Genomic DNA, 23,695 nt, shown 5'->3' on the forward strand with positions numbered 1-23,695 from the left:
TATGAAACAACTATGTTCTAGTTCACTTGCAGGTAAGGCATTGCGGATACATTTAGCTAAAACATTAGGTAAACGACTAGGCTTAATGCTAAGTGTCATTGTGTTATTAAATGGCTGTTCACTGCTACCCAAACCAGAAATTAATTTAACCCCAGCTGAAATTGACACTATTAGTCCAGTGATGTTGCAACTGCAACAACAGGGTAAACCGAGAACAGCAATACCGGTCTCTGTTTATGCCTTTCGCGATCAAACGGGGCAGTATAAGCCGCAAGCTAATGTCTCCAGTTTTTCGACAGCTGTTACCCAAGGTGCCACTTCAGTGTTAACCCAAATATTGCTTGATAGTGGTTGGTTTGCGCCTTTGGAGCGTGAAGGTTTGCAAAACTTATTAACCGAACGAAAAATTCATGGCGCCAATAAAACGAGTGGCGAATTACCAACCTTAAAACAATCACGCATTTTGTTTGAGGGCGGTATTATTGGCTATGAAACTAATTTAACCACTGGTGGTATTGGCGCTGAATATTTTGGTATTGGCCTTTCTGAGTTGTTTCGAGAAGATCAAGTCAGTGTATATTTAAGGGCGGTTGATGTGCATACCGGTCAAGTTTTATTGTCTGTATCTAGCAATAAAAAAGTCTTCTCGCAAGAATTACGCGCGGGATTATTTCGCTATGTTTCATTAAATCGTTTAGCTGAAGCAGAAGCGGGCTACTCGACAAATGAACCAGTACAATATTGTGTTAAACAAGCGATGGAAGCTGCGGTTGTTGAATTAATTTTACAAGGCCAACAACGTGGGTTTTGGCGTGCCGATGATCAAGCTAATTTAATTAACTCGGATTCTTGAGTTTTTGGCCATTGCATGCAACGCAGTAATTCGACTCTGTTGCGTGCTTTGGTTTTACGAAATATAGACGATAAATGGGCTTTAACCGTATGGGCGCTAATATTTAAGTTATCAGCAATTTCTTTATTACGCGAACCTTCTGCTACCAGTTGAATAATACGCTTCTCTTGTTTAGTAAGCAGATTAGTATTAGGCACCACTAAAGTTTGTTGATTTTGTGCTAATTTCTGTTGTACCAAAGTGTCTATCAATTCTGACATGACTTTTCGTGCATAATAAAGCTGGCCGGTCATCATAGTATTGATTGCTGTCATAACTCGGTCTAATTGCTCATCCCGATATATCACTCCTCTAATACCCGCTATGATTGCTTGCGATGGCTCTAATATTGTCCGCTCGGCTTGAAATAAAAACAGCGGAACTTTATTTAATAAATCCTGTAATTCAGCTGAGACACCATTTTTATTAATATCCTTATTGGCATAAGGATAAGCAAGTAGCACCCCAGGCTTAAGCATACCGCTGTTTAATGCCACAGCCTTACTGCATTGCTGGACATTTATATTGATTGATTGGGCTAATAAAGTAATATTATGAACAGTATCTAGTTCAGAGATAATTATAAGTTTATTAAACTTATCCATAAGTTTTACTCCGGCATACTACAATTAATTACGTGCTTGATGGCTATTTACTTCTTATACTGTACTCTAGATTATTGAATTGCAACCATTTAACATTTTGTGTGTTTTCATTAGCATAACAAATCTAAACAAATGGAATCACTATGACTAAGAAACTGCTATTTGTCTGTTTAGGTAATATTTGCCGTTCTCCCACAGCACATGCTGTTATGCGAGATAAGGCAAAATTAGCAGAGCTTAATATTGACATAGACTCAGCGGGTACCCATGCATCTCATCGTGCAGAAGCACCTGATGTCAGAAGCATCCGTGAAGGTACCAAGTTCGGATACGACTTTTCGCACCTTCATGCTCGACCCATCACAGAACAAGACTTTAGCCATTACGATATGATTTTGGCAATGGATCAAAATAATTTGCAAGTACTGCAACAGCGTTGCCCAGAACAACACCAACATAAATTACAACTTTTTATGCAGTATCATCCCGCTTATCCGACTCAACAAGAGGTGCCCGATCCGTATTATGGTGGCGCCCGCGGTTTTAGCTTAGTGTTGCAGTTAATCGAAGCTGGCTGCGATGGCCTTTGCCTGCACTTACAACGACAAAAGACTTAGCTTAGCAGTTGTTACGCTTTATAAAACGGTGAATCAACTTAAATATGTAATCTTTTAACTAAAATAGACCAGTTTTGACTTGATTAGGATTGAATTTACGTCCAGAAGTCTATAACGTTCTGAGTAAATTAACTGTAAGGAATTTCATCGTGAGTACTTGGACGCCGCAAAGCTGGCGTAGTTTCCCGATCCAGCAACAGCCTAGTTACCAGGATCAGGAACTGCTAAAAAAAGTAGAAAAGCAACTACACACCTATCCGCCATTGGTTTTTGCTCAAGAAACCCGAGAGCTGTATAAACAACTTGGTCAAGTTGCCGACGGCCAAGGCTTTTTATTGCAAGGCGGCGATTGTGCAGAAAGTTTTAATAATTTTAATGCACCCAAAATTCGCGATACTTTTAAAGTTTTACTACAAATGGCCGTGGTATTAACCTTTGCAGGCAGTTTGCCGGTAGTAAAAGTTGCTCGTATGGCCGGCCAATATGCTAAACCTCGCTCCAGCGATTTAGAAACCATTAACGGTATTTCGTTACCCAGTTATCGTGGTGATATCGTCAACAGCTTTGAGTTTACCGATAGCGCTCGACAGCCCGATCCTAATCGTTTAACTACGGCGTATCATCATTCTGCGGCAACGTTAAATTTATTACGGGCTTTTGCGCAGGGCGGCTTAGCAGACTTACATCAAGTTAGTAAATGGAATATGGGCTTTGTTGAATCAAACCCACTTAAAGATCGCTATCAAGATGTGGCACAACGCGTACAAGAGTCATTACGGTTTATGGAAGTGTGCGGCATAAGCGCGCAAAATTCGCCATCAATTCGGGAAACGCAGTTATATACCTCACATGAAGCGTTATTGCTTAATTATGAAGAAGCATTAACCCGCCGTGATTCGTTAACGGGTGATTGGTATGATTGCTCTGCACATATGGTTTGGATTGGCGAACGTACCCGTCAACTTGATCATGCCCATATTGAGTTCTTCCGTGGCATTCACAACCCGGTAGGGGTAAAAGTGGGCCCTGGTATGCAACCAGACGACTTAATTCGCTTAATTGATAACTTAAACCCAACCAATAGCGCAGGTCGTTTAACCTTAATTACGCGGATGGGGGCGGATAAGCTCGCTGATAAGCTACCGGAATTAGTGCGTAGAGTGAAACAAGAAGGCCGTAAAGTGGTATGGAGTTCAGATCCCATGCATGGCAATACGGTTAAAGCTAGCAACGACTATAAAACTCGAGACTTTGAAGCTATTTTACGTGAAATTCGCAACTTTTTTGCGGTACATAAAGCCGAAGGTACTCATGCGGGTGGTATTCACCTTGAAATGACCGGTGAGCATGTTACGGAGTGTACGGGTGGCGCTTATGGCTTAAGTGAAAGTGATTTAAGCCAACGCTATTTTACTCAGTGTGATCCACGGCTAAACGCTGACCAAGTATTAGAACTGGCATTTTTAATTGCTGATACTTTACGTACCGCGCGTAAATGTTAATCTTTAAGAAGCAAGTAGTTAATATATAATAGTAAACTTAGCCGCAAGCAGCCTAAAACTTGCGGCTATGAGTTCTATATAAGTGTTAATGCTTATTAAATTTTACGTCGTTTTAAACCGGTTATCGCCATAATTTTTGCCGAGATTTCTTCAATAGATAAATGGGTAGAATTTAAAAATGGGATCTGTTGTTGGCGATATAAATTTTCGACTTCATTTAATTCTATCTGGCACTGGCGCAAAGAGGCATAGCGACTATTTGATTTTCGTTGCTCACGAATTTGGCTTAAGCGCTCAGCGGTAATAGTTAAACCAAATAGTTTTGATTTATTGCGCTGCAAAGCGGCTGGTAATTTTAATTGGTCCATATCCTCTTCTACAAAAGGGTAGTTTGCTGCTTTAATACCAAATTGAAGCGCTAAATATAAACTAGTCGGCGTTTTACCCGAGCGACTGACACCCACTAATATTACATCCGCTTTATCATAATCTTTAACGTTAGCGCCATCATCATTAGCCAATGCAAAGTTTACGGCATCAATTCTAAAGTCGTAGGTTTTTTCATGTATGCTATGGGTTCTATGTGTTTTTGGTACGGGTGCAATGCCTAATTCGCGTTGAATAGGCTCAACAAAAGAATTTAAAAAGTCGTAACAAATACCCTCACTACTATTAATTATATGGCGTAAATTATCGTCAACAAAGGTTTGAAAGATTAAAGGCTTAGCACCTGTAGTTTTATAACGATCGTTTATCCTTTGCTTTACTTGCTGGGCCATATCAATAGACTCAACAAAAGGAATGGTTACATGTTCAAATTCTGCAGGGAATAGAGTGAGTAAGGCGTGACCAAACACTTCTGCAGTGATAGCGGTACCATCTGAAATATAAAAAGCTGTGCGCACGAATTACTCCTAATTGTAGTTATTAAATTACATTATAAATTATGGTTTTAATTAATGCCTAGCGCAGTGTAAAATCTATTGTGCCATGTAATGCTAACGGTAAGCTTACACGCCATACGACAAAAATTGGAGACTAACTGTGCAAGAATTTGTGATTTGGTATGAAAACCTCGGCATGCATGATGTAGACCGAGTAGGTGGAAAAAATGCGTCACTGGGTGAAATGATCAGTAATCTTGCCAATGCAGGGGTACAAGTCCCAGGTGGTTTTGCTACTACCTCATTAGCTTTTAATCAATTTCTTGAACAAAGTGGTGTTAACGAGCGTATTTATCAAGTACTAGATGGTTTAGATGTTGATGATGTTAATGCATTAGCTAAAGCGGGTGCTCAAATACGGCAATGGGTTATTGAAACGCCATTTCAACCAGAATTAGAACAAAGCATTCGCGAAGCCTATCAAAAATTGCATCCTGATTTAAATCAAGATGTCTCATTCGCTGTTCGTTCATCAGCGACTGCTGAAGATATGCCAGATGCCTCTTTTGCCGGGCAGCAAGAAACCTTTTTAAACGTACGTGGCTATGATGCCGTTATCGTTGCCATTAAACACGTATTCGCCTCTTTATTTAATGACCGTGCTATTTCTTACCGAGTACACCAAGGTTACGACCACCGTGGTGTGGCGTTATCGGCAGGTATTCAAAAAATGGTTCGATCAGACTTAGCGTCATCAGGCGTCATGTTCTCCATAGACACCGAGTCAGGTTTTGAAGATGTGGTATTTATTACCTCATCTTATGGTTTAGGTGAAATGGTGGTACAAGGTGCCGTCAATCCAGACGAATTTTATGTGCATAAACCAACTTTAGCTGCTGGTCGTCCTGCTGTTGTGAAACGCAGTATTGGTAGTAAAAAAATTGAAATGGTTTATTCAAAACAACAAGATCACGGCAAGCAAGTACAAATTATTGATATTGCACCTGAGCGCAGTAATGTGTTTTCACTTACCGATGCCGAAGTTGAAGAGTTGGCTAAGCAAGCCGTAATTATTGCCGAGCATTATGGCCGTGCTATGGATATTGAATGGGCCAAAGACGGAAATGATGGCAAGTTATATATTGTTCAAGCTAGACCTGAAACAGTAAAAAGCCGTGAAGACAGCAATACGATGGAGCGATTCCAATTACAAGGTACCGCACCTATTATTGTGGAAGGTCGTGCTATTGGTCAGCGAATTGGCAGTGGTGTGGCTAAAGTGCTTAAAGGCATTGAGCAAATGGATCAAATCCAGCCAGGTGATGTTTTAGTTACCGATATGACTGATCCAGATTGGGAGCCGATTATGAAACGGGCGTCTGCCATCGTGACTAATCGTGGCGGCCGTACTTGTCATGCGGCAATAATTGCCCGTGAACTGGGTATCCCTGCGGTTGTCGGTTGTGGCGATGCAACCGATAAAATAGTAACTGGGCAAGCCATAACGGTATCCTGTGCAGAAGGTGATACTGGTTTTATATACGATGGTAAGTTAGAACATAAAGTGGTCAGCAGCCGTATTGATGAAATGCCAGCGCTTGATTTAAAAATAATGATGAACGTGGGTAACCCAGAGCGTGCATTCTCTTTTGCTAAGTTACCGCATGCTGGTGTTGGTTTAGCCCGGTTAGAATTTATTATTAACCGCATGATAGGGGTGCACCCTAAAGCGCTGATTAACTTTGATAGCCAAACGGACGAAGTTAAAGCGACGATTACCCAGATGATTGCCGGTTATGCTAATCCGGTTGAATATTACATAGCTAAGCTAACAGAGGGTATTGCTACCTTAGCCTGTGCTTTTGCACCAGAAAAAGTCATCGTGCGCATGTCTGATTTTAAATCAAATGAATATGCTAACTTAGTTGGTGGTCGTCAGTACGAACCGCACGAAGAAAACCCAATGATAGGTTTTCGTGGTGCCGCGCGTTATGTGTCGGAATCATTCCGCGATTGTTTTGCCCTAGAAGTTGAAGCACTGAAACGGGTGCGCAATGTAATGGGTTTTACTAATGTCGAAGTGATGATCCCATTTGTGCGTACATTAGAAGAAGCTAGCTCAGTAATAGATTTACTGGCAGAGCATGGCTTAAAGCGTGGTGATAATGGTTTACGCGTCATTATGATGTGTGAATTACCTTCCAACGCCTTATTAGCCGAAGAGTTTTTAGAATACTTTGATGGTTTCTCTATCGGCTCTAACGACTTAACTCAGTTAACCTTAGGCTTAGATCGTGACAGTGGTTTAATTGCCCATTTATTTGATGAGCGTAATCCTGCCATTTACAAGTTGCTAGAAATGGCCATTAAAACCTGTAAAGAAAAAGGTAAATATATTGGTATTTGTGGTCAAGGCCCATCTGACCATGAAGACTTTGCGGCTTGGTTAATGGAGCAAGGTATTGATAGCGTGTCGTTAAATCCTGATACGGTATTAGAAACTTGGTTATATTTGGCTGAAAAATATGGCAAACAACCAAGCTAAGACATAACTAGCTAAAAAGCCCTGCGATGCGGGGCTTTTTTATTTGTCTCGGCGGCTAGGGCTTTGCTGTTTTAATATAGCGACTAACTGCTTTAATTGCTGCTGTTCAGACTTTTGCTGTTCTAACAGTTGATCTTCACGTTGCAGTGCATTTAATGCCGTTAACACTAGCAACTCATCACGAGAAAATTGCGGAACTTGCACCGCCAGTTGATTTAACTGCTCATTTAATGTTTCTGCTAAACTACTCAGTAAAGTCGTTGCACCTTGCGGTACCTTAATGTTGTATGGGCGATTAAGGATATTTACTTGAACTGACTGTTTAGCCGACATTCGCAGTATTATCGCTAGTTAGCTTTAATAATGTTTCTAAACGACTGGTGATAGTTTGTTGTTGCTCATCTTTTTCCATCACATCTAACTGTAAGTTCTCATGCTGCTCTTGCAACTTAGCTAGCTCAGTTTTAAGTTCAGTATTATGCTGGATCAAGTGTTGAATGGCAGATTCTAATTCGGTCAATAATGAAGTGTTCATGATGTTACCTTCTACGGTTGGGGCCGCAGAAGATAGCCAAAACCAGCCAAAAACGCCAGAGAAACCCACTAAAACGGCTCTGATTGACTAATGTTTCAGCAGATAAGTGCGATTTATTATTAAAGCAACTTGCAGCCAATGAATTGAGATGTCAAAGTGATTGGTAATAACAAAATACTCAATAAAAAAAATATTAAAAGGAAGAGTGATGGAAGAGTTTATTGGGGTCTTAAATGACCTAATTTGGAGTGATGCACTTATCTACTTGTGCCTTGGAGCTGGGCTGTTTTATTCGATTTTAACCCGCTTTGGTCAAGTGCGTCACTTTAAAGAAATGTGTAAATTGCTACTCAGTGGCAATGATTCAGACAAAGGTATTTCTTCTTTTCAAGCTTTAGCCGTCTCATTATCAGGTCGAGTTGGTGTTGGTAATATCGCTGGGGTAGCCGCTGCAATTGGTTTTGGTGGGCCAGGTGCTATTTTTTGGATGTGGGTAGTGGCTTTTCTGGGCGCCAGTACAGCCTATGTTGAGTCTACTTTAGGCCAGTTATATAAAGTTGAAGAACAAGGCGAATACCGTGGTGGGCCTGCTTACTATTTTGAACGTTGTTTAGGTTGGCGTTGGTTAGGTATAGCTTTTGCCATCTCATCGATTATCGCTTGCGGTATTTTCTTACCCGGTGTTCAAGCTAATGCGGTTGGTAATGCAGTCACCCAGATATTTGGCGATGGCGATATGGTTATCACTTCGTTTGGCGAAGTAGGTACATATAAGCTGATTTCCTTAGCGGTTATTCTACTAGTATTAGGTTTTATTATTTTTGGTGGTATTAAGCGCATAGCGTCATTTACCCAAATCGTTGTTCCCTTTATGGCGTTAGGCTACATCATCATGGCGTTAATCGTGGTGTTTTTGAATATGGATAAAGTGCCGGGTATTTTCTCGCTTATATTTAGTGATGCATTTACAGCACAAGCCGGATTTGGCGCGGCCATTGGCTGGGGAGTTAAACGGGGTATTTACTCCAACGAAGCTGGCCAAGGTACTGGCCCACATGCGGCCGCCGCGGCTGAAGTTGACCATCCATCACAGCAAGGCTTAGTGCAAGCGTTTTCAGTCTATGTCGATACCTTGTTTGTTTGTACCGCCACAGCGCTAATGATTTTAATTACCCAACAGTACAACGTGGTGGGTGAGCTAACAGATGGTACTTTCATTGTGCAAAATATTGCTGCTTCAACTGAGATTGGCTCTGCAGCCTTTACCCAAATGGCTTTATTCAGTGTGTTTGGTCAGTTTGGTCAAGTATTTGTAGGTATTGCATTATTCTTCTTCGCCTTCACCACTATTTTAGCTTACTACTACATCACTGAAACTAACGTAGTGTATTTAAACCGGATGTTAAATAACAAACTGCCCTCATTAGTATTTAAATTACTATTAATGTTTATGGTGGCTTATGGCACGGTGAATAGCGCAGGTTATGTTTGGAATTTAGGTGATATTGGCGTGGGTTTAATGGCTTGGATTAACATTTTGGGTATTCTGGCTATTTTCTTCATGTATAAACCGACTATGCGCTGCTTGAAGGATTATGAAGAACAGAAAAAAATGGCGGACCTATTACCTTTGATCCTGTGAAGTTAGGGATTAAAAACGCGACTTTTTGGGAAAAGCGTTTAGCGGATCAAACTAAAAATAAATAACGCTAATTAGGATCGGATGTAATTAGAACTAAAGCCCCTTGTTAAGGGGCTTTTTTTTGCGTAAACCAACTATACTTAAATACCTTCTTGTTCTATTAGTTATGAGATGTAACGATTAATAGCAAGTATTTTACTGTAAATAAAATCAATGCCACCAAGGAGCAAGTTATGTTTATTTTTCCAAAAACAATTGTTATCGCGGCAGTACTCGCAGTATTAAGTTTAGGCTTAACCAGTTGTGATAAAAATTATATGGATGATGAAACCAAGATGCTAGACAAGCGGGTCGTATTAGAAGACGGCGTGGCTGATGATGTTGAAGTATCGAATGCAGTGATTAAAGCGCTACACGACGAGAGTAAGCTGAGCCAGTTTATGATCAATGTAGAAACGCGTAAAGGCGATGTAACGCTTCGAGGTGATGTCGATACCGAAGAGCAACGTAAGCTAGCAGAGCAGGTGACTTTAAGTACCGCTGGAGCTCATACGGTAAATAATGAAATCCGAGTTAGACAATAGATACGTTTTATCAAAGTAGGGATTAGCTTACTCTTAAACATGCATATTATTGCATCATGCATGCTTAAGAGGCTATTGCTTTTAACTGATACTGATGCTCAGACGGTCAATGTAAATGCGCTGGTATTATCGGTTATAGAGTGCTAAAACTGTTTATATAGCCCGTTACAGTGACGTTAAGAACTTATTCAACACCAATAAAACCGCCGGTTTGATGGGCCCATAATTGGGCATAAATCCCACCAGATTCGATTAACTCTGCATGACTGCCTTGTTCAATAATTCGGCCTTGATCTAACACGATAAGCCGATCCATTTGGGCAATAGTCGATAACCGATGGGCAATCGCAATAACAGTTTTACCTTGCATTAAGCTATTTAAACTGGCTTGAATAGCAGCTTCAACTTCAGAATCTAACGCTGAAGTGGCTTCATCTAAAATCAGTATCGGTGCATTTTTTAACAGTACCCGCGCAATAGCAATGCGCTGCCTCTGCCCGCCGGAAAGCTTAACACCCCGTTCGCCAACTTGTGCATCAAAGCCGGTATTACCTTTAGCATCGCTTAACTTAGTAATAAAATCTAACGCTTCAGCCTGTGCTGCTGCTTGTAGTAGCTGCTGTTCAGTCGCGTCCGGCTTACCATATAAAATATTTTCTCTAACTGAGCGATGCAGTAATGAAGTATCTTGGGTCACCATCGCAATATGTTGGCGTAAGCTATCTTGGCTTACTTGGCTAATATCCTGCCCATCAATTAATATTTGACCGCTTTCAATATCATAAAAACGTAATAACAGATTGACTAAAGTTGATTTGCCAGCGCCAGAACGACCGACTAAACCAATTTTCTCACCGGGTTTTATGCTTAAATTTAATTGCTGTAATACGCCGCTATTAGCCTCAGTATTATTAACTTCAGTAACAGTATTAGTACCTGCGACATGAGTATCTGCTGTCGGGGCGGTTTTACCATAGTTAAAGTTAACTTGCTTAAATTCAATTTGGCCTTGGTTAACAGTTAGCGGTTTAGCATTCTTAACATCACTAATTTCAATCGGTTGTGACAAGGTCGTTATGCCATCAGTTACCGTGCCTAAATTCTCAAATAAACCACTTATTTCCCACATTATCCATTGTGCCATACCGTTTAGGCGCAGCGATAAACTTACTGCTATAGCGATCGCCCCCACGCTAATGGCACTAGCAGACCATAACCAAATAGATAAGGCGGCTACTGCAAAGACTAAAACATAGTTTAAAGATTGAATAGAGACGCTTAATCCGGTTGCTAAGCGCATTTGTCGATACACAGGACGTAAGAATAATTCCATACTGTCGCGGCTATAGGCTTCTTCACGGTGAGTATGCGAGAACAACTTAATAGTGCTGATATTAGTATAACTATCAACAATTCGGCCGGTCATTTCAGAGCGGGCGTCAGCTTGCAAAGTCGCAGCTTGTTTTAATCGCGGTACAAAATAAAACTGCAAACCAATATAAATGGCTAGCCAGACCAACATGGGAATAATCAACCGCACATCAGCATCAGCAACAAAATACAACATAGAGCCAAAATAAACCAAAATATAGACTAATACATCGAGTAGTTTCATCACGGTTTCGCGTACGGCTAGCGAGGTTTGCAACACTTTAGTGGCAATGCGCCCGGCAAAATCGTTTTGATAAAAACTCAGACTTTGCCGTAATAAATAACGGTGCGTTAACCAACGAATAGACATAGGAAAATTGCCCAGCAACGTTTGGTGTAATATCGCAGCATGAAAAAAACTTAACGCCGGCAAAAACACCACCGTCACTAAACCCATTTTAATTAACGTTGCACTTTGGGTGGAAAATAAATTTTCACGCTCACTTTGGCTTAACCAATCAACTAATTGGCCCATAAAACTAAAAAGTGATACTTCTAGTATGGCTAATAAAGCCGTGCTGATAGACATTAACAGTAATGGCCATTCCATGCCTTTACTGTAATGCCGGCAAAATGCATACAAGCTTTGCGGGGGTTGACCAGGCTCAGTCGAAGGGAAGGGTTTGATAATACGTTCAAAAAAGCTGAGCATCTAAATTCCTGATAACTATTTGGGTTGAAAATTAAGGAGCTAAAAATTATGATCTAATAATTAAGGGTGAAAATATAAATAGATAAAGTTTATTAGCTAATATTGTACCGTAATGTCGCTAAATTGCATGATTGTCATAACAGTCTTGCAGTGTTTGTGCATATAATAGCTGTGATAAAGCCGATTGCTGTGTATCATAAATGTTCTTTATTCTACTAATTAACTTCAGTTTTCATCTCGATTATTCGTAAAGGAATTTCATGGAAAAGATTTCTGCCACTTTGGCGCTGTTAGGTATTTTGTCTCTTTTTTGCCAATGGTTAGGCTGGAAGTTACGGTTACCCGCTATTTTACCTTTGCTAATAGCAGGATTATTATTAGGACCTGGTTTTAGTGTATTAGATCCTGATGCTTTATTTGGCGATTTATTATTTCCAATAATTTCCTTAGGTGTCGCGGTAATTCTATTTGAAGGGGCATTAACCCTAAACTTTAAAGAAATTAAAGATCATGGTCGCATGGTAACTAATCTCGTCTCAATCGGCGCGTTAATTACTATGGGCATTTGTGCTTTAGCTTCACACTATATTGTCGGTTTTAGCTGGGAAATTGCCCTGTTATTTGGTGCCTTAATTTGTGTTACCGGCCCAACTGTTATAGTACCCATGCTTAGAACGGTGCGACCCACCGCAAAGCTAGCCAGTATCTTGCGTTGGGAAGGCATTGTTATTGACCCTCTAGGCGCATTGTTTGCAGTATTAGTATTTGAATACATTGCTGTTGCATCAGACTCAACCACGCATATGCTGACGGCCTTAGGCTTAATGTTATCCATTGGCTTAGGCATTGGTGCTATCAGCGGCTATTTAATGGGTATTATTCTGCGCCGAAATCTCTTACCGCATTATTTGCAAAATACCGCTGTACTGACCATTATGCTGGGTGTTTTTGTTGGCTCTAATTTATTACAAGAAGAAAGTGGTTTACTAACAGTAACCGTGATGGGTATCTGGTTAACCAATATGCGTGGTGTTGATATTGGTGAAATTTTAGAGTTCAAAGAAACCTTAACTGTTCTGCTTATTTCAGCGTTATTTATTTTACTTGCGGCACGTTTAGACTCTGACGCTATGTTAAGTTTAGGCTGGGGCGGACTAGTATTATTGTTAGTGGTGATGCTAGTAGCACGGCCCATAAGTATTTGGTTTTCAGCCATTGGCACCTCGTTAAAAACCAATGAAAAATGGTTTTTAAGTTGGGTAGCGCCGCGCGGTATCGTTGCCGCAGCCGTATCATCATTATTTGCCATAAAACTTGAAGCGCTTGGCTATGAAGGTGCATCGCAAATTGTACCATTAGTGTTTTTGGTTATTATAGGTACTGTGGTTATTCAAAGCTTAACCGCGGGTACCTGGGCCAGAAAACTAGGTGTCGCAGCGGGCTCTAATCAAGGAATTTTAATTTTTGGCGCCTCTAAGTTTGCCCGCGAATTAGCCAAAGTGCTTTTAGCGCGAGAGTATCGAGTCGTTCTAGCAGACAGCAACTGGGATAATATCCGTTTAGCTCGCATGGACAGTATCCCTGTTTACTTTGGCAACCCGGCATCAGAGCATGCTGAAAACTACCTTGATTTAACGGGCGTAGGGCGGGTGTTTATTATTTCACCTTATCGACAAATGAACCCCTTAGTCAGTTTTCACTTCCAAGATATTTATGGTGTCGACAAAGTGTTTGGCTTAAATAGCGCCGAAGCGGTGAGTGCTAGACATCAAATGTCAGAGACCTATGTTAAACGTTTAAGCTTATTTGGCGAGCACATGTCGTACGCCAAGCTGTCTAGCATGGTGGCGCGTGGGGCGGTAATAAAAACCACTAATATTACAGAAAGCTTTACCTTTGAACATTTTGTTAAGCGTTATGGTGATGGCGCTTTACCCCTGTTATACATTAAAGATAAAAAGCTGCATGTTATAACCGGTAACACCAAAAACACCATCCCTCACGATGTAGAGTTAATTAGTTTAATCTCTGCTCATGCCTTGCTTGAAGCTAAAGGTGTTGATGCGCTGGAACAATCACAGCAGCATGCACAACCTATTAGCAAAGAGCCAACGGCTGAGGGTTAATCACGAAACTAAAAGGCATTGGCTAATTTCAATGCCTTTTACGCTTCTGTATAGTGCATTACTAATTTCGAACTCATACGCAACGAACTTTTTATTAAGCCGTCGTAGTTTCTGATATAATATCGAAATTAAAATAGTTTTACTTAAGCACTTAATTTAAACACTTAACTTTAAATACTGTAACTTAAAACACTGCTCAGGCAACAACGGCAGTTAATTTGCTACACCGAGACAGAATTAATGACTATTAAACTTGTTACGGCAACGGTGTTGCCAACGCCATTTGCTGAATTTCGTTTGCATGGTTTCTTAGCAGATAATGGTAAAGAGCATGTTGCTTTAACCTTAGGTGATGTCAGCACAGATTCTCCAGTACTCGCTCGCGTTCATTCCGAATGTTTAACCGGCGATGCCTTATTTAGCTTACGTTGCGATTGTGGTCCACAGTTAGAAGCGGCGATGCAAAAAATAGCGGCGGAAGGTCGGGGCATTATTTTATATTTACGCCAAGAAGGCCGAGGCATAGGGTTAATTAATAAAATTCGGGCCTACGCCGAGCAAGATAAAGGCTTAGATACCGTGGAAGCTAATGAGATTTTAGGCTTTTTACCCGATCTACGTGAATATGATGTCGCGGCAGAGATGTTTAAACAGTTAGGCGTGCAACAAATTCGTTTACTGACTAATAATCCAAGAAAGGTCACTAAATTGACCGATGCTGGAATTAATGTGGTTGAACGCGTGCAACATCGAGTAAAAACGTCTAGTTATAATCAGCGTTATTTAGCCACAAAAGCCGATAAGTTAGGCCATTTACCCTAATCTATCGCTATACTGTTTATAGTAAATATATTTAAAAAAAACGTACTTAAAATAAGCCACTCGGCTATTTTGAAATTAATTGTTTAGTTACAGGATCTTACTTTTGACCAATAATGATGTGTTACGCAGCCTGCGTTATAGTTTAAATATCAATAATCAATCCATGATTGAGATTTTTGCTTTAACCGATATTTTAGTCACTAAACAGCAAGTGATTGACTGGTTAGTTAAAGAAGAAGAGCCAGGCTATCAGGCTATTTCTGATGTAATGATGGCCAGCTTTTTAAATGGCTTAATTATTTTACGCCGTGGTAAAAAAGACGGTGCCATTCCACAGCCTGAAACTACTTTAAATCACAATATTATTTTTCGTAAATTAAAAATAGCCTTTGATTTAAAAGATGATGATATTTTAGCCTTATTAGCAAAATCTGAGTTCAAATTAGGCAAACATGAGTTAAGTGCTTTTTTCCGTCGCGCTGACCATAAACATTACCGCGAATGTCATGACCAAGTTTTACGTTATTTTTTACGTGGTATACAACTTACTCACCGTCCAGATAACACCTAAATCCTGTTAAACCTTCAGCAAAGTTAATGTTATACTACTGTCACTTTTAGTCGAGTGTCAGTAGTCTATGATCCCTAAGCTTGTACCTGAACAGGCACTAGATGCCAGTATTGTTGCCTATAGCCATGCGCTTATTGCCGCAGGTTTTACCGGTGATATTGAAACAAATTATGCCAGTCGTTTAGCGGTTGCAACTGATAACAGTGTCTATCAAGTTTTACCGCAAGCCGTTTTGTTGCCTAAAACCACCGAAGATCTAGTCATTTTAACTTCGTTGGCTCAAACCTCGACCTTTGCTCATATTAAATTTAGCCCACGTGGTGGCGGTACCGGTACTAATGGTCAGTCATTGACTGAGCATGTTGTAGTCGATATCTCGCGGCACATGCGGACTATCTTGGAAATAAACTTAGAGCAGCGCTGGGTGAGAGTGCAAGCTGGTGTGATTAAAGATCAGCTAAATGCGTTCTTAAAGCCCTATGGCTTTTTCTTTGCTCCAGACTTATCTACCTCTAACCGCGCCACTATCGGTGGTATGGTAAATACTGACGCATCTGGTCAAGGCTCGTTAGTCTATGGCAAAACCAGTAATCACGTACTGGGTCTTAAAACGGTTTTAATTGATGGCCAAGTGCTGAATAGCGCCAAAATGCCGATTTCTGAAGCTGAAAAACTCGCCGAGCAAGATAATACTATTGGACGTTTATACCGTCAGGTTATTCGTAGTTGCCGCGACCATCGCCAGCAGATTTTAAGCACATTCCCGCGTTTAAACCGGTTTTTAACCGGCTACGACTTAGAGAACGTCTTTAATACTGACTTAAGCCAATTCGACCTATCACGGATTATCACAGGCTCTGAAGGTTCGCTAGGCTTTGTGGTTGAAGCAAAGCTTAATATTACCCCCATTGCTAAATACAAATGCTTGGTTAATGTAAAGTACGACAGTTTTGATAGCGCTTTACGCAATGCGCCATTTTTAGTCCAAGCTCAAGCTACCTCGGTTGAAACCGTTGATAGCAAAGTGCTTAATTTAGCCCGTGCCGATATTATTTGGCATCAAGTTAAAGATTATATTACTGATGTTGCTGGTAGCGATATGCTTGGCCTGAACATGGTTGAGTTTAATAGCGAACAGCAGCAAGATATTGAACAGAAAATTGCCGTGCTTAGTGCGCGTTTAGACCATGCCGTTGAACATAAACTAGATGGCATTATTGGCTATCAAATTACCTATGATAACCAAGCGATTAATCATATTTATGCTATGCGCAAAAAAGCCGTAGGGTTACTAGGCAATATTCAAGGCCGGCAAAAACCGATAGCCTTTGCTGAAGACACCGCAGTACCACCAGAGAATTTAGCCGATTATATTCAAGAGTTTCGCAGTTTATTAGATCAACATGGTTTGCAATATGGCATGTTTGGTCATGTCGATGCTGGTGTACTACACGTTAGGCCTGCACTGGATTTATGCGATCCGGCGCAAGAGCAATTAATGCGTACTATCTCTGATCAAGTTGTTGCATTAACCGCTAAATATGGCGGTTTAATGTGGGGCGAGCACGGTAAAGGCTATCGTAGTGAATATGGTCCAGCTTTTTTTGGTGAAGCGCTGTTTACTGAACTGCGAAAAATTAAAGCCGCTTTTGATGCTAACAATCGATTAAATCCCGGTAAAATTTGTACGCCTTATCATAGCAACGAGCAATTGGTCAGTGTTGATGGCACTAAGCGTGCGTTTTATGATCGGCAAATTCCCATAGCCGTCAAAGATAGCTTTAATAGCAGTTTAGATTGTAACGGTAATGGTTTATGTTTTAACTACGAAGCTAGTTCACCTATGTGTCCGTCAAGCAAAATCACTAAAGATCGGCGGCATAGCCCTAAAGGTCGGGCAGGGTTAATGCGCGAATGGTTACGCTTAACCGAATTACAGGGTGTCGATGTACTGGCCACAGAACAACAACTACAAAATAATAGCACTAGCATTAAAGACTTATGGTCACGCATTAAAAACACTTTAGCCAAACGCAATGGTGAACAAGATTTTTCTCATCAAGTAATGGAAGCGATGGAAGGCTGTTTAGCCTGTAAAGCCTGTGCCGGACAATGTCCGATTAAAGTGGATGTACCGTCGTTTCGTTCAAGATTTTTGCAGCTATATCACAGCCGCTATTTACGACCGGCCAAAGATTATATTGTGGGTAATATAGAACGCACTGCGCCGTTATTAGCCAAGGCACCTCGATTAATCAATTTTGTGTTAAAACGAGACCTAACCGCTTCAATATTAAAACGCAGTGTCGGTTACGTTGATACGCCGTTGTTATCAGTGCCCACTTTGGCTCAGCAGGTTAAAAAACGTTATGGGTTTGATTTAACCCAGTTACAGCAATTGACTGAGCAGCAACGGCAAAAAACAGTGTTATTAGTTCAAGATCCTTTTACTAGCTTTTATGAAGCTGAACTGGTTGCTGATGCGCTACGTTTACTAGAGAAACTCGGCTTTCAACCGGTATTACTGCCATTTTTACCGAATGGTAAACCGCAACATGTTAAAGGTTTTTTACGTGATTTTGCTAAAACTGCGGCAACGGCAGCGCAATTTTTAAATCAATTACATCAGTTGCAACTGCCTATGCTTGGCTTGGATGCGTCGTTAGTGTTGGTGTATCGTGATGAATATAATAAAACCTTAGAAAAAAAACGTGGCGATTTTAAGGTGCAGTTACTGCATGAATGGTTAGTACAGCAGTCTTTGCCTAGTGCCGCGGTAAGCCAAGAGTTTGCATTACTTGCCCATTGCACCGAAAAAACGGCTTTGCCAGCAACAGAAAAAGCCTGGCAAGATATCTTTAGCCGTAGCGGTTTAAGCTTACAGTCGGTTAGTGTTGGTTGCTGTGGTATGGCAGGAACTTATGGTCATGAAGCGCAGAACCTAGAAAATAGCCAAGCCTTATTTGATTTAAGTTGGCGCAACCCGGTTGAGAAATTTGGTGTTGATAAACTGGCTGTTACTGGATTTTCTTGTCGTAGCCAAGTTAAAAGGCTGGTAGGGGATAAACCTAAACACCCGTTACAGATATTGTTAGCTGCTTTATAAGTAATACGGTTATACATTAAGACTGTTGTAAGTTACCAGGTATTAAAACTAAAAAAGCCACAATCTATATAGTTTACAGATTGTGGCTTAACTCTTTGGATTTTTAATAAATTAAGCGCTTTTTACAGCAATATTAAAATTTATAAGTGCCTTTCAAGTACCAATAACCACCATTAATGCCCATTGGTGAGGTTTCATAATATTTTGCACCCAAGATTGCACTGCCTGCAGCATTCAGCTTCTCTGGATCGTTATCCAGTAAGTTTTGCGCGCCAACTGAGACAATAAAGTTATCATTGAAGAAATAACTTACTTCAGCATCTAAAGTCATTTTTGCTGAGGCGTTAATCGTCAAGCCAGAGTCATCGGCATGCACGCCTTGATACTCGCCATAATAATTACCACGCAGTAGCATTGACCAATCATCCCAACTTTGCGCCCAGGTTAAGGTTGCACGGTGGTTTGGTAAGTCATTTTCTAACCGTGATACACGGAAGTCTCCAGTAATCTCACTAAAGCGAACCACTTCGGTATCATTCCAGTTATAGGCTATGGCAAAATTACTCTGACCATTAAATAACTCGGTTGAATAGTTAGCAACAATATCGATACCTTGGGTTCTAGTATCAAAATCATTGGTTAAGTAGGTAATACTGGTTAATGAATCTATACCAGTAACACCAGCAGCTTTTAATGCCGCTATATCTTCTGGAGTGACATCAAAGTTTGTTGACTGACTAATACGGTCATCAACGTCAATTAAATAATAATCAGCCGTTACAAAGAAGCCATATCCGGTATAAACCATACCAAATGCATAACTGGTTGACTCTTCCGGAGTCAGAACCGTTGCACCTTTTAAAATAGCTACAGGGTTAGTGGCAGGGATAACACCAATATCAATTAACTTTCCTTGATCGGCCTCAGTTCTAACATTACTGACGTTAGCTTGACCAACAGTAGGGGCACGAAAACCACTGCTAGTAGAAGCACGTAATGCTAAATCATCGGTTAATCTAAATTGGGTGGTTAATTTATAGTTGGTTGTTGTGCCAAAGCTATCATAATCTTCAAAACGTAATGCCGCAGCAGCCATAAAGCGCTCTGTAAACTCTGCATTTACATCAACATAAGCGGCATAGTTGCGACGGTCAGAAGTGCCAGCTGTTTGCGGTTGAAAACCTGGGAAACCGTTAGAGCCGTTGCTTAAACCTTGACTAACATAAGGACCAATTTTCCAAGAGCTTTCTTCACCGGCCACAATTTCAAAGCTTTCTTCTGTCCATTGAGTACCAAAAGCGACGGTTAAGTCTTGGTATAAACCTACAGGAACAAATTTTACAAAATCGGCAGTAAAGGTTTTTTCAAGTTGAATATATTTACCAGCTTCAAAATCGGTAGGGGTTTCAGGGCCTAATGAAGCATTAAGTGAGTTGAATAACTGAAATGATGATTCGCTTCGTCCTACAACCCCGCTAAAATCATAACTAATACCTTCAACAAAGCCTTTTTTAAATTCGCCTTTCATACCCATGGCTAAAGAAGTGTCAGTAATGTTGCCACCAAAATTGGGCGTGAAACCACCAGGAAACATTGAGAAAAATGTGAAACAGTTTTCCGGTAACGCATTTACGCTAGCGGTAATTTGGTCGTGATTTAAACCAACAATACCTACGTTATTACAACCACCGGCACCTGTGGTATCGACCACTTGTAAAGTTTCACCTTCATCGTTGGAAAATACTTGGCCACGATTGTGTGGGTTACGGTAATAAAACCCGCCACGCACATCGCGTTCAGAGTAGTTACCAAACATATAAGCTTGGCCACCATTATCTAAATCGATACCGGCATTAAGAAATACTGTTATGTCATCGTTAATTTCTGGTGCGCCCCACACTTGCACAGGGTTTAGGATAAAAGGGTTACCCGCATCAGCTATTGCCTGAGCATCACCACGCTGGACACTGCGACTAGTGGCATCAGAGTTTTTATATTGCATACTTAAATTAACAAAACCCTCTTTTGTTAATGCCATGCCAATGTTAGCCGCAATTTCGGTAGAGGTACCATCACCAGCGTAATATTCACCACGCTTAACTTCAATGCTACCGCCTTCTGCGGCATCCTTTAATACAAAGTTAATTACACCTGCTATGGCATCAGAGCCATACTGAGCAGCTGCACCGTCGCGCAGTACTTCAACTTGTTTAATGGCAATGCTCGGGATAACCGATATATCTGGCCCTTGTGCACCATCGTTAATCCCGCCGCCTAAAAAGGAAATAACCGAAGCACGATGACGGCGCTTATTATTTAACAACACTAAGGTACTGTCTGATGATAAGCCACGTAAATTGATTGGCCGAATTAACGAAGCGGCATCACTAATAGGTTGGGCGTGTACGTTTAACGAGGGCACTGTTGTACTCAGCAGGTTAAGCATGTCGCTATTACCGCCTTTGCTTAGCTCATCACCGCCTATTATATCAATAGGTACCGGCGAGTCACTTACCGAACGCGGGGCAGAGCGGCTACCAACTATGGCTATTTTTTCTATTTGTTTTTCTTTAGCTTTGATTTCGGTGGCTTGTTCTTGTGCGACAGCTAGCGAACTGGCACTTATTGATAGAGAAGCGGCAAAGCTTACTTTAACCGCCCAAGCTATTTTATGGTATTTATTAGATTTTTTCATACCGTGGTCCCTGGATTGTAATGTTTAACAGTCTTTATAGCTGTTATCGTCCTCTTAACAGTAAAAGAGAAATCTTCTGCTGTCTATCTCATATTAATGTTAATTCATCTCTAAATGTAAAATTCTAAATTATAGAAACAGAAAAAATCATTGCATCTACTTGCTAGGCTGTTTTATAACAGTCTTATTATTTCATTTTGGATACCGTTGTGCAGATAGTTGAACTTGAACCACCTTACTTTACCGATCTTATTCGCCTAGCCAACGCTGTTCACGGTGATAATTACCTTAATCCTGCGTCATTATTGCAGATGTATCAACAAGGCATAAAGCAGGGCATGAATGCCAGTTTTGTAGCATTAGATGAGCAGCAAAATGTATTGGGCTATCGAATAAGCTTTGCCGCAGGCCAATGGCAAGCTGATAAATGGTGTAGCCAAAATTTATGGCCGGTTGCTATCGCAGATATGGCTTATTTTAAATCTGTTGCTGTGTGTGAAAAGCAGCGGGGCAAGCGTATTGCCAGTACACTACTGGCAAAATCTGTAGCTGTTCTTAAACAGCAAGGTGCTAAAGCAGGACTAGCCCATATTTGGCGGGAGTGTCCGGGTAATGCCGCAGAGCGTTATTTTAGTCAAGCCGGCGGCAACGTACTAGCCATTCACCCACAACGTTGGCGTCATTTATCAGAAACAGTCGGTTATGACTGTCCAATATGCGAAAATGTATGCCTGTGTAGCGCAGCCGAAATGCTGCTGCAGTTTTAATTTCTACTATTCTAATTAGTGAGTACTCATGAGCTTTTGGCCAGAATTTTTCGTTATTGCAACGGTACATTTAATGGCAGTGGCCAGCCCTGGCCCTGATTTTGCGATAGTGCTGCGTTATGCGGTACGTTATGGCGTAAAAGCCGCGATAGCCGCCAGTATAGGTATTGGCAGTGCTATTTTATTACATGTGACTTATTCATTGATTGGCATCGGGGTGTTAATTCAAACCACGCCTTGGTTATTTCAACTACTTAGTGTCGTAGCCGCGCTGTATTTGGCTTATATCGGCATCCAAGCACTACGCTCAAAGCCTAGCGTTGAAACAAGCGCTGCGAGCACCGATCCTGCTGCAGCTTCATTACACGCAGCACCTTCTGTTCGCAAAGCTTTTATTGCCGGCTTTATTACTAACGGTTTAAATCCTAAAGCAACCTTGTTTTTTCTGTCGTTATTTGCCGTTATTATCGCGCCAACCACACCGCTAGAATATAAGTTAATTTACGGCCTCTATATGGCCGTGGCTACTGCGCTATGGTTTAGCTTTTTATCATTAATATTAACTCGGCAAAAAGTGCGCAGATTTTTATTGGCAAAAGGGTATTGGTTTGACCGCGCGATGGGCTTGTTGTTATTGGCTTTAGCATTGCATTTAATTTTTAGTAGTTTTGTAAACGCCTAAGCCTACTAACGCTAGACTTGCCATCAGCTGGCTGCAAGTTATAATAGCCGCGATTTTAATTGCCCTGGATTTACGATCCAGCTTTGCAAGAGGTTAAGTATGTATATTGTAGCTGCACTGTATAAATTTGTTCGTCTTCCTGATTATGTCGAATTACGCGACACCATTTATCAACTGATGGTACAACACAACGTCAAAGGCACGTTATTATTAGCTGAAGAGGGTATCAACGGCACTATATGCGCCAAACGCGCGGATATCGATGCCTTAAAAGCTTGGTTTGATAGCCAACAGCGTTTTGCTGATTTAAGTTATAAAGAATCATTTGCCGAAGAACCGGCTTTTTATCGTACCAAAGTGAAGCTTAAACAAGAAATTGTCACTATGGGCGTTGAGGGCATTAACCCAGCACATATTGTGGGCACTTATGTCAAAGGCGATGATTGGAATCAACTAATCACCGATCCCGATACTATTCTTATTGATACCCGTAATGACTATGAAGTCAGTATTGGCACCTTTAAAAATGCGGTTAACCCCAATACCACTACCTTTCGTGAGTTTCCACAGTGGGCCGCACAAAACCTAGATAAAACTAAACATAAAAAAGTAGCCATGTTTTGCACCGGTGGTATTCGCTGTGAAAAATCGACTGCCTTTTTAAAAGAGCAGGGATTTGATGACGTTTATCATTTAGAGGGTGGCATTCTTAAATATTTAGAAGAAATGCCTCAAGAGCAAAGTCTATGGCAAGGTGAGTGTTTTGTTTTTGATCAGCGCGTGGCTGTAAAACATGGTTTAGAGCAGGGCAGTTATGACCAATGTTATGCTTGTCGTATGCCACTGTCTGTCGCGGAAATGGCATCAGAGCATTATGTTAAAGGCTTAAGTTGTCCACACTGCTTTGACAAAACCACTGATGAGCAAAAAGCATCTTTTGCAGAACGGCAGCGCCAAGTAGAATTTGCTAAACAACGCGGTGAAAAACATATCCGTGATGGTAAGTTAGATTAAATTAACGACATTAACAGCAGATA

At 40.9% G+C, this 23,695-nt stretch carries 19 protein-coding genes; 13 read left to right on the top strand and 6 right to left on the bottom strand.

Annotated features, from left to right (window positions below):
• Position 1 precedes the first annotated feature (1 nt).
• Positions 2–853 (top strand): CsgG/HfaB family protein, encoded by an 852-nt coding sequence (locus BI198_RS08650; RefSeq protein ID WP_201243460.1) that lies wholly within the window; start codon positions 2–4, stop codon positions 851–853.
• Here the strand turns inward: BI198_RS08650 and BI198_RS08655 are convergent.
• Positions 823–1,497 carry a response regulator transcription factor gene (locus BI198_RS08655; RefSeq protein WP_070049191.1) on the bottom strand — a complete coding sequence of 225 codons (675 nt, stop codon included), beginning with the start codon at positions 1,495–1,497 and terminating at the stop codon, positions 823–825. The two genes, BI198_RS08650 and BI198_RS08655, sit on opposite strands and share 31 nt — an antisense overlap.
• Positions 1,498–1,640: 143 nt before the next feature.
• On the opposite strand from BI198_RS08655, the gene BI198_RS08660 reads away from it, so the two are divergent.
• The gene (locus tag BI198_RS08660) at positions 1,641–2,114 is read left to right on the top strand and encodes a low molecular weight protein-tyrosine-phosphatase (RefSeq protein ID WP_070049192.1); all 474 of its coding nucleotides are present in this window, start codon (positions 1,641–1,643) and stop codon (positions 2,112–2,114) included.
• 149 nt (positions 2,115–2,263) lie between these two features.
• A complete protein-coding gene (locus tag BI198_RS08665; RefSeq protein ID WP_070049193.1) occupies positions 2,264–3,616 on the top strand; it encodes a class II 3-deoxy-7-phosphoheptulonate synthase in 1,353 nt (450 codons plus the stop codon).
• Positions 3,617–3,711: 95 nt separating this feature from the next.
• Here the strand turns inward: BI198_RS08665 and ppsR are convergent, their stop codons facing one another.
• Positions 3,712–4,521 (bottom strand): posphoenolpyruvate synthetase regulatory kinase/phosphorylase PpsR, encoded by an 810-nt coding sequence (gene ppsR / locus BI198_RS08670; protein WP_070049194.1) that lies wholly within the window; start codon positions 4,519–4,521, stop codon positions 3,712–3,714.
• 139 nt (positions 4,522–4,660) lie between these two features.
• Between ppsR and ppsA the strand changes: the two genes are divergently transcribed.
• On the top strand, positions 4,661–7,045 hold the full coding sequence (ppsA, locus tag BI198_RS08675; RefSeq protein WP_070049195.1) for a phosphoenolpyruvate synthase: 2,385 nt from the start codon (positions 4,661–4,663) through the stop codon (positions 7,043–7,045).
• Positions 7,046–7,084: 39 nt separating this feature from the next.
• Here the strand turns inward: ppsA and BI198_RS08680 are convergent, their stop codons facing one another.
• Positions 7,085–7,378, bottom strand: coding sequence for a cell division protein ZapA (locus BI198_RS08680; RefSeq protein WP_070049196.1), 294 nt, complete (start codon positions 7,376–7,378; stop codon positions 7,085–7,087).
• The gene (locus tag BI198_RS08685; protein WP_070050787.1) at positions 7,368–7,580 is read right to left on the bottom strand and encodes a hypothetical protein; all 213 of its coding nucleotides are present in this window, start codon (positions 7,578–7,580) and stop codon (positions 7,368–7,370) included. Before BI198_RS08685 ends, BI198_RS08680 begins: the two co-directional genes overlap by 11 nt.
• A gap of 208 nt (positions 7,581–7,788) precedes the next feature.
• Between BI198_RS08685 and BI198_RS08690 the strand changes: the two genes are divergently transcribed.
• Complete coding sequence (locus BI198_RS08690) at positions 7,789–9,222, top strand: alanine/glycine:cation symporter family protein (RefSeq protein WP_235605292.1); 1,434 nt, start codon at positions 7,789–7,791, stop codon at positions 9,220–9,222.
• 233 nt (positions 9,223–9,455) lie between these two features.
• Complete coding sequence (locus BI198_RS08695; protein WP_070049197.1) at positions 9,456–9,806, top strand: BON domain-containing protein; 351 nt, start codon at positions 9,456–9,458, stop codon at positions 9,804–9,806.
• Between the two features lie 184 nt (positions 9,807–9,990).
• Here BI198_RS08695 and BI198_RS08700 read toward each other — a convergent pair whose 3' ends face one another.
• A complete protein-coding gene (locus BI198_RS08700) occupies positions 9,991–11,889 on the bottom strand; it encodes an ABC transporter ATP-binding protein (RefSeq protein WP_070049198.1) in 1,899 nt (632 codons plus the stop codon).
• A gap of 260 nt (positions 11,890–12,149) precedes the next feature.
• Between BI198_RS08700 and BI198_RS08705 the strand changes: the two genes are divergently transcribed.
• The 4 genes from BI198_RS08705 to ydiJ all read left to right on the top strand — a co-directional run bounded on the left by BI198_RS08705 (position 12,150) and on the right by ydiJ (position 18,514).
• Positions 12,150–14,015, top strand: coding sequence for a cation:proton antiporter (locus tag BI198_RS08705; RefSeq protein ID WP_070049199.1), 1,866 nt, complete (start codon positions 12,150–12,152; stop codon positions 14,013–14,015).
• A 240-nt stretch (positions 14,016–14,255) separates the two neighbouring features.
• Positions 14,256–14,837, top strand: a complete 582-nt coding sequence (gene ribA / locus BI198_RS08710; protein WP_070049200.1) for a GTP cyclohydrolase II — start codon at positions 14,256–14,258, stop codon at positions 14,835–14,837.
• A 103-nt stretch (positions 14,838–14,940) separates the two neighbouring features.
• A complete protein-coding gene (locus BI198_RS08715) occupies positions 14,941–15,408 on the top strand; it encodes a YehS family protein (RefSeq protein WP_070049201.1) in 468 nt (155 codons plus the stop codon).
• A 67-nt stretch (positions 15,409–15,475) separates the two neighbouring features.
• On the top strand, positions 15,476–18,514 hold the full coding sequence (gene ydiJ / locus BI198_RS08720) for a D-2-hydroxyglutarate dehydrogenase YdiJ (RefSeq protein WP_070049202.1): 3,039 nt from the start codon (positions 15,476–15,478) through the stop codon (positions 18,512–18,514).
• 133 nt (positions 18,515–18,647) lie between these two features.
• On the opposite strand, the gene BI198_RS08725 is transcribed toward ydiJ, so the two are convergent.
• Positions 18,648–21,209: a TonB-dependent receptor plug domain-containing protein gene (locus BI198_RS08725; RefSeq protein ID WP_070049203.1), complete on the bottom strand. Its 2,562-nt coding sequence runs from the start codon at positions 21,207–21,209 to the stop codon at positions 18,648–18,650.
• A 209-nt stretch (positions 21,210–21,418) separates the two neighbouring features.
• On the opposite strand from BI198_RS08725, the gene BI198_RS08730 reads away from it, so the two are divergent.
• The 3 genes from BI198_RS08730 to trhO all read left to right on the top strand — a co-directional run bounded on the left by BI198_RS08730 (position 21,419) and on the right by trhO (position 23,672).
• Positions 21,419–21,976 (top strand): GNAT family N-acetyltransferase, encoded by a 558-nt coding sequence (locus BI198_RS08730; RefSeq protein ID WP_070050789.1) that lies wholly within the window; start codon positions 21,419–21,421, stop codon positions 21,974–21,976.
• A gap of 28 nt (positions 21,977–22,004) precedes the next feature.
• Positions 22,005–22,658 (top strand): LysE family translocator, encoded by a 654-nt coding sequence (locus BI198_RS08735; protein WP_070049204.1) that lies wholly within the window; start codon positions 22,005–22,007, stop codon positions 22,656–22,658.
• Between the two features lie 99 nt (positions 22,659–22,757).
• Positions 22,758–23,672 (top strand): oxygen-dependent tRNA uridine(34) hydroxylase TrhO, encoded by a 915-nt coding sequence (gene trhO / locus BI198_RS08740; RefSeq protein WP_070049205.1) that lies wholly within the window; start codon positions 22,758–22,760, stop codon positions 23,670–23,672.
• The last annotated feature ends 23 nt before the right edge of the window (positions 23,673–23,695 follow it).

The organism is Rheinheimera salexigens, assembly GCF_001752395.1.
Classification (GTDB): domain Bacteria; phylum Pseudomonadota; class Gammaproteobacteria; order Enterobacterales; family Alteromonadaceae; genus Alishewanella; species Alishewanella salexigens.

Coding starts and splice junctions, on each gene's coding strand:
- BI198_RS08735 (WP_070049204.1), top strand. CDS start 22,005: ATGAGCTTTTGGCCAGAATTTTTCGTTATTGCAACGGTACATTTAATG.
- BI198_RS08660 (WP_070049192.1), top strand. CDS start 1,641: ATGACTAAGAAACTGCTATTTGTCTGTTTAGGTAATATTTGCCGTTCT.
- BI198_RS08705 (WP_070049199.1), top strand. CDS start 12,150: ATGGAAAAGATTTCTGCCACTTTGGCGCTGTTAGGTATTTTGTCTCTT.
- BI198_RS08700 (WP_070049198.1), bottom strand. CDS start 11,889: ATGCTCAGCTTTTTTGAACGTATTATCAAACCCTTCCCTTCGACTGAG.
- BI198_RS08680 (WP_070049196.1), bottom strand. CDS start 7,378: ATGTCGGCTAAACAGTCAGTTCAAGTAAATATCCTTAATCGCCCATAC.
- BI198_RS08650 (WP_201243460.1), top strand. CDS start 2: ATGAAACAACTATGTTCTAGTTCACTTGCAGGTAAGGCATTGCGGATA.
- BI198_RS08695 (WP_070049197.1), top strand. CDS start 9,456: ATGTTTATTTTTCCAAAAACAATTGTTATCGCGGCAGTACTCGCAGTA.
- BI198_RS08690 (WP_235605292.1), top strand. CDS start 7,789: ATGGAAGAGTTTATTGGGGTCTTAAATGACCTAATTTGGAGTGATGCA.
- BI198_RS08685 (WP_070050787.1), bottom strand. CDS start 7,580: ATGAACACTTCATTATTGACCGAATTAGAATCTGCCATTCAACACTTG.
- BI198_RS08655 (WP_070049191.1), bottom strand. CDS start 1,497: ATGGATAAGTTTAATAAACTTATAATTATCTCTGAACTAGATACTGTT.
- ribA (WP_070049200.1), top strand. CDS start 14,256: ATGACTATTAAACTTGTTACGGCAACGGTGTTGCCAACGCCATTTGCT.
- trhO (WP_070049205.1), top strand. CDS start 22,758: ATGTATATTGTAGCTGCACTGTATAAATTTGTTCGTCTTCCTGATTAT.
- BI198_RS08725 (WP_070049203.1), bottom strand. CDS start 21,209: ATGAAAAAATCTAATAAATACCATAAAATAGCTTGGGCGGTTAAAGTA.
- ydiJ (WP_070049202.1), top strand. CDS start 15,476: ATGATCCCTAAGCTTGTACCTGAACAGGCACTAGATGCCAGTATTGTT.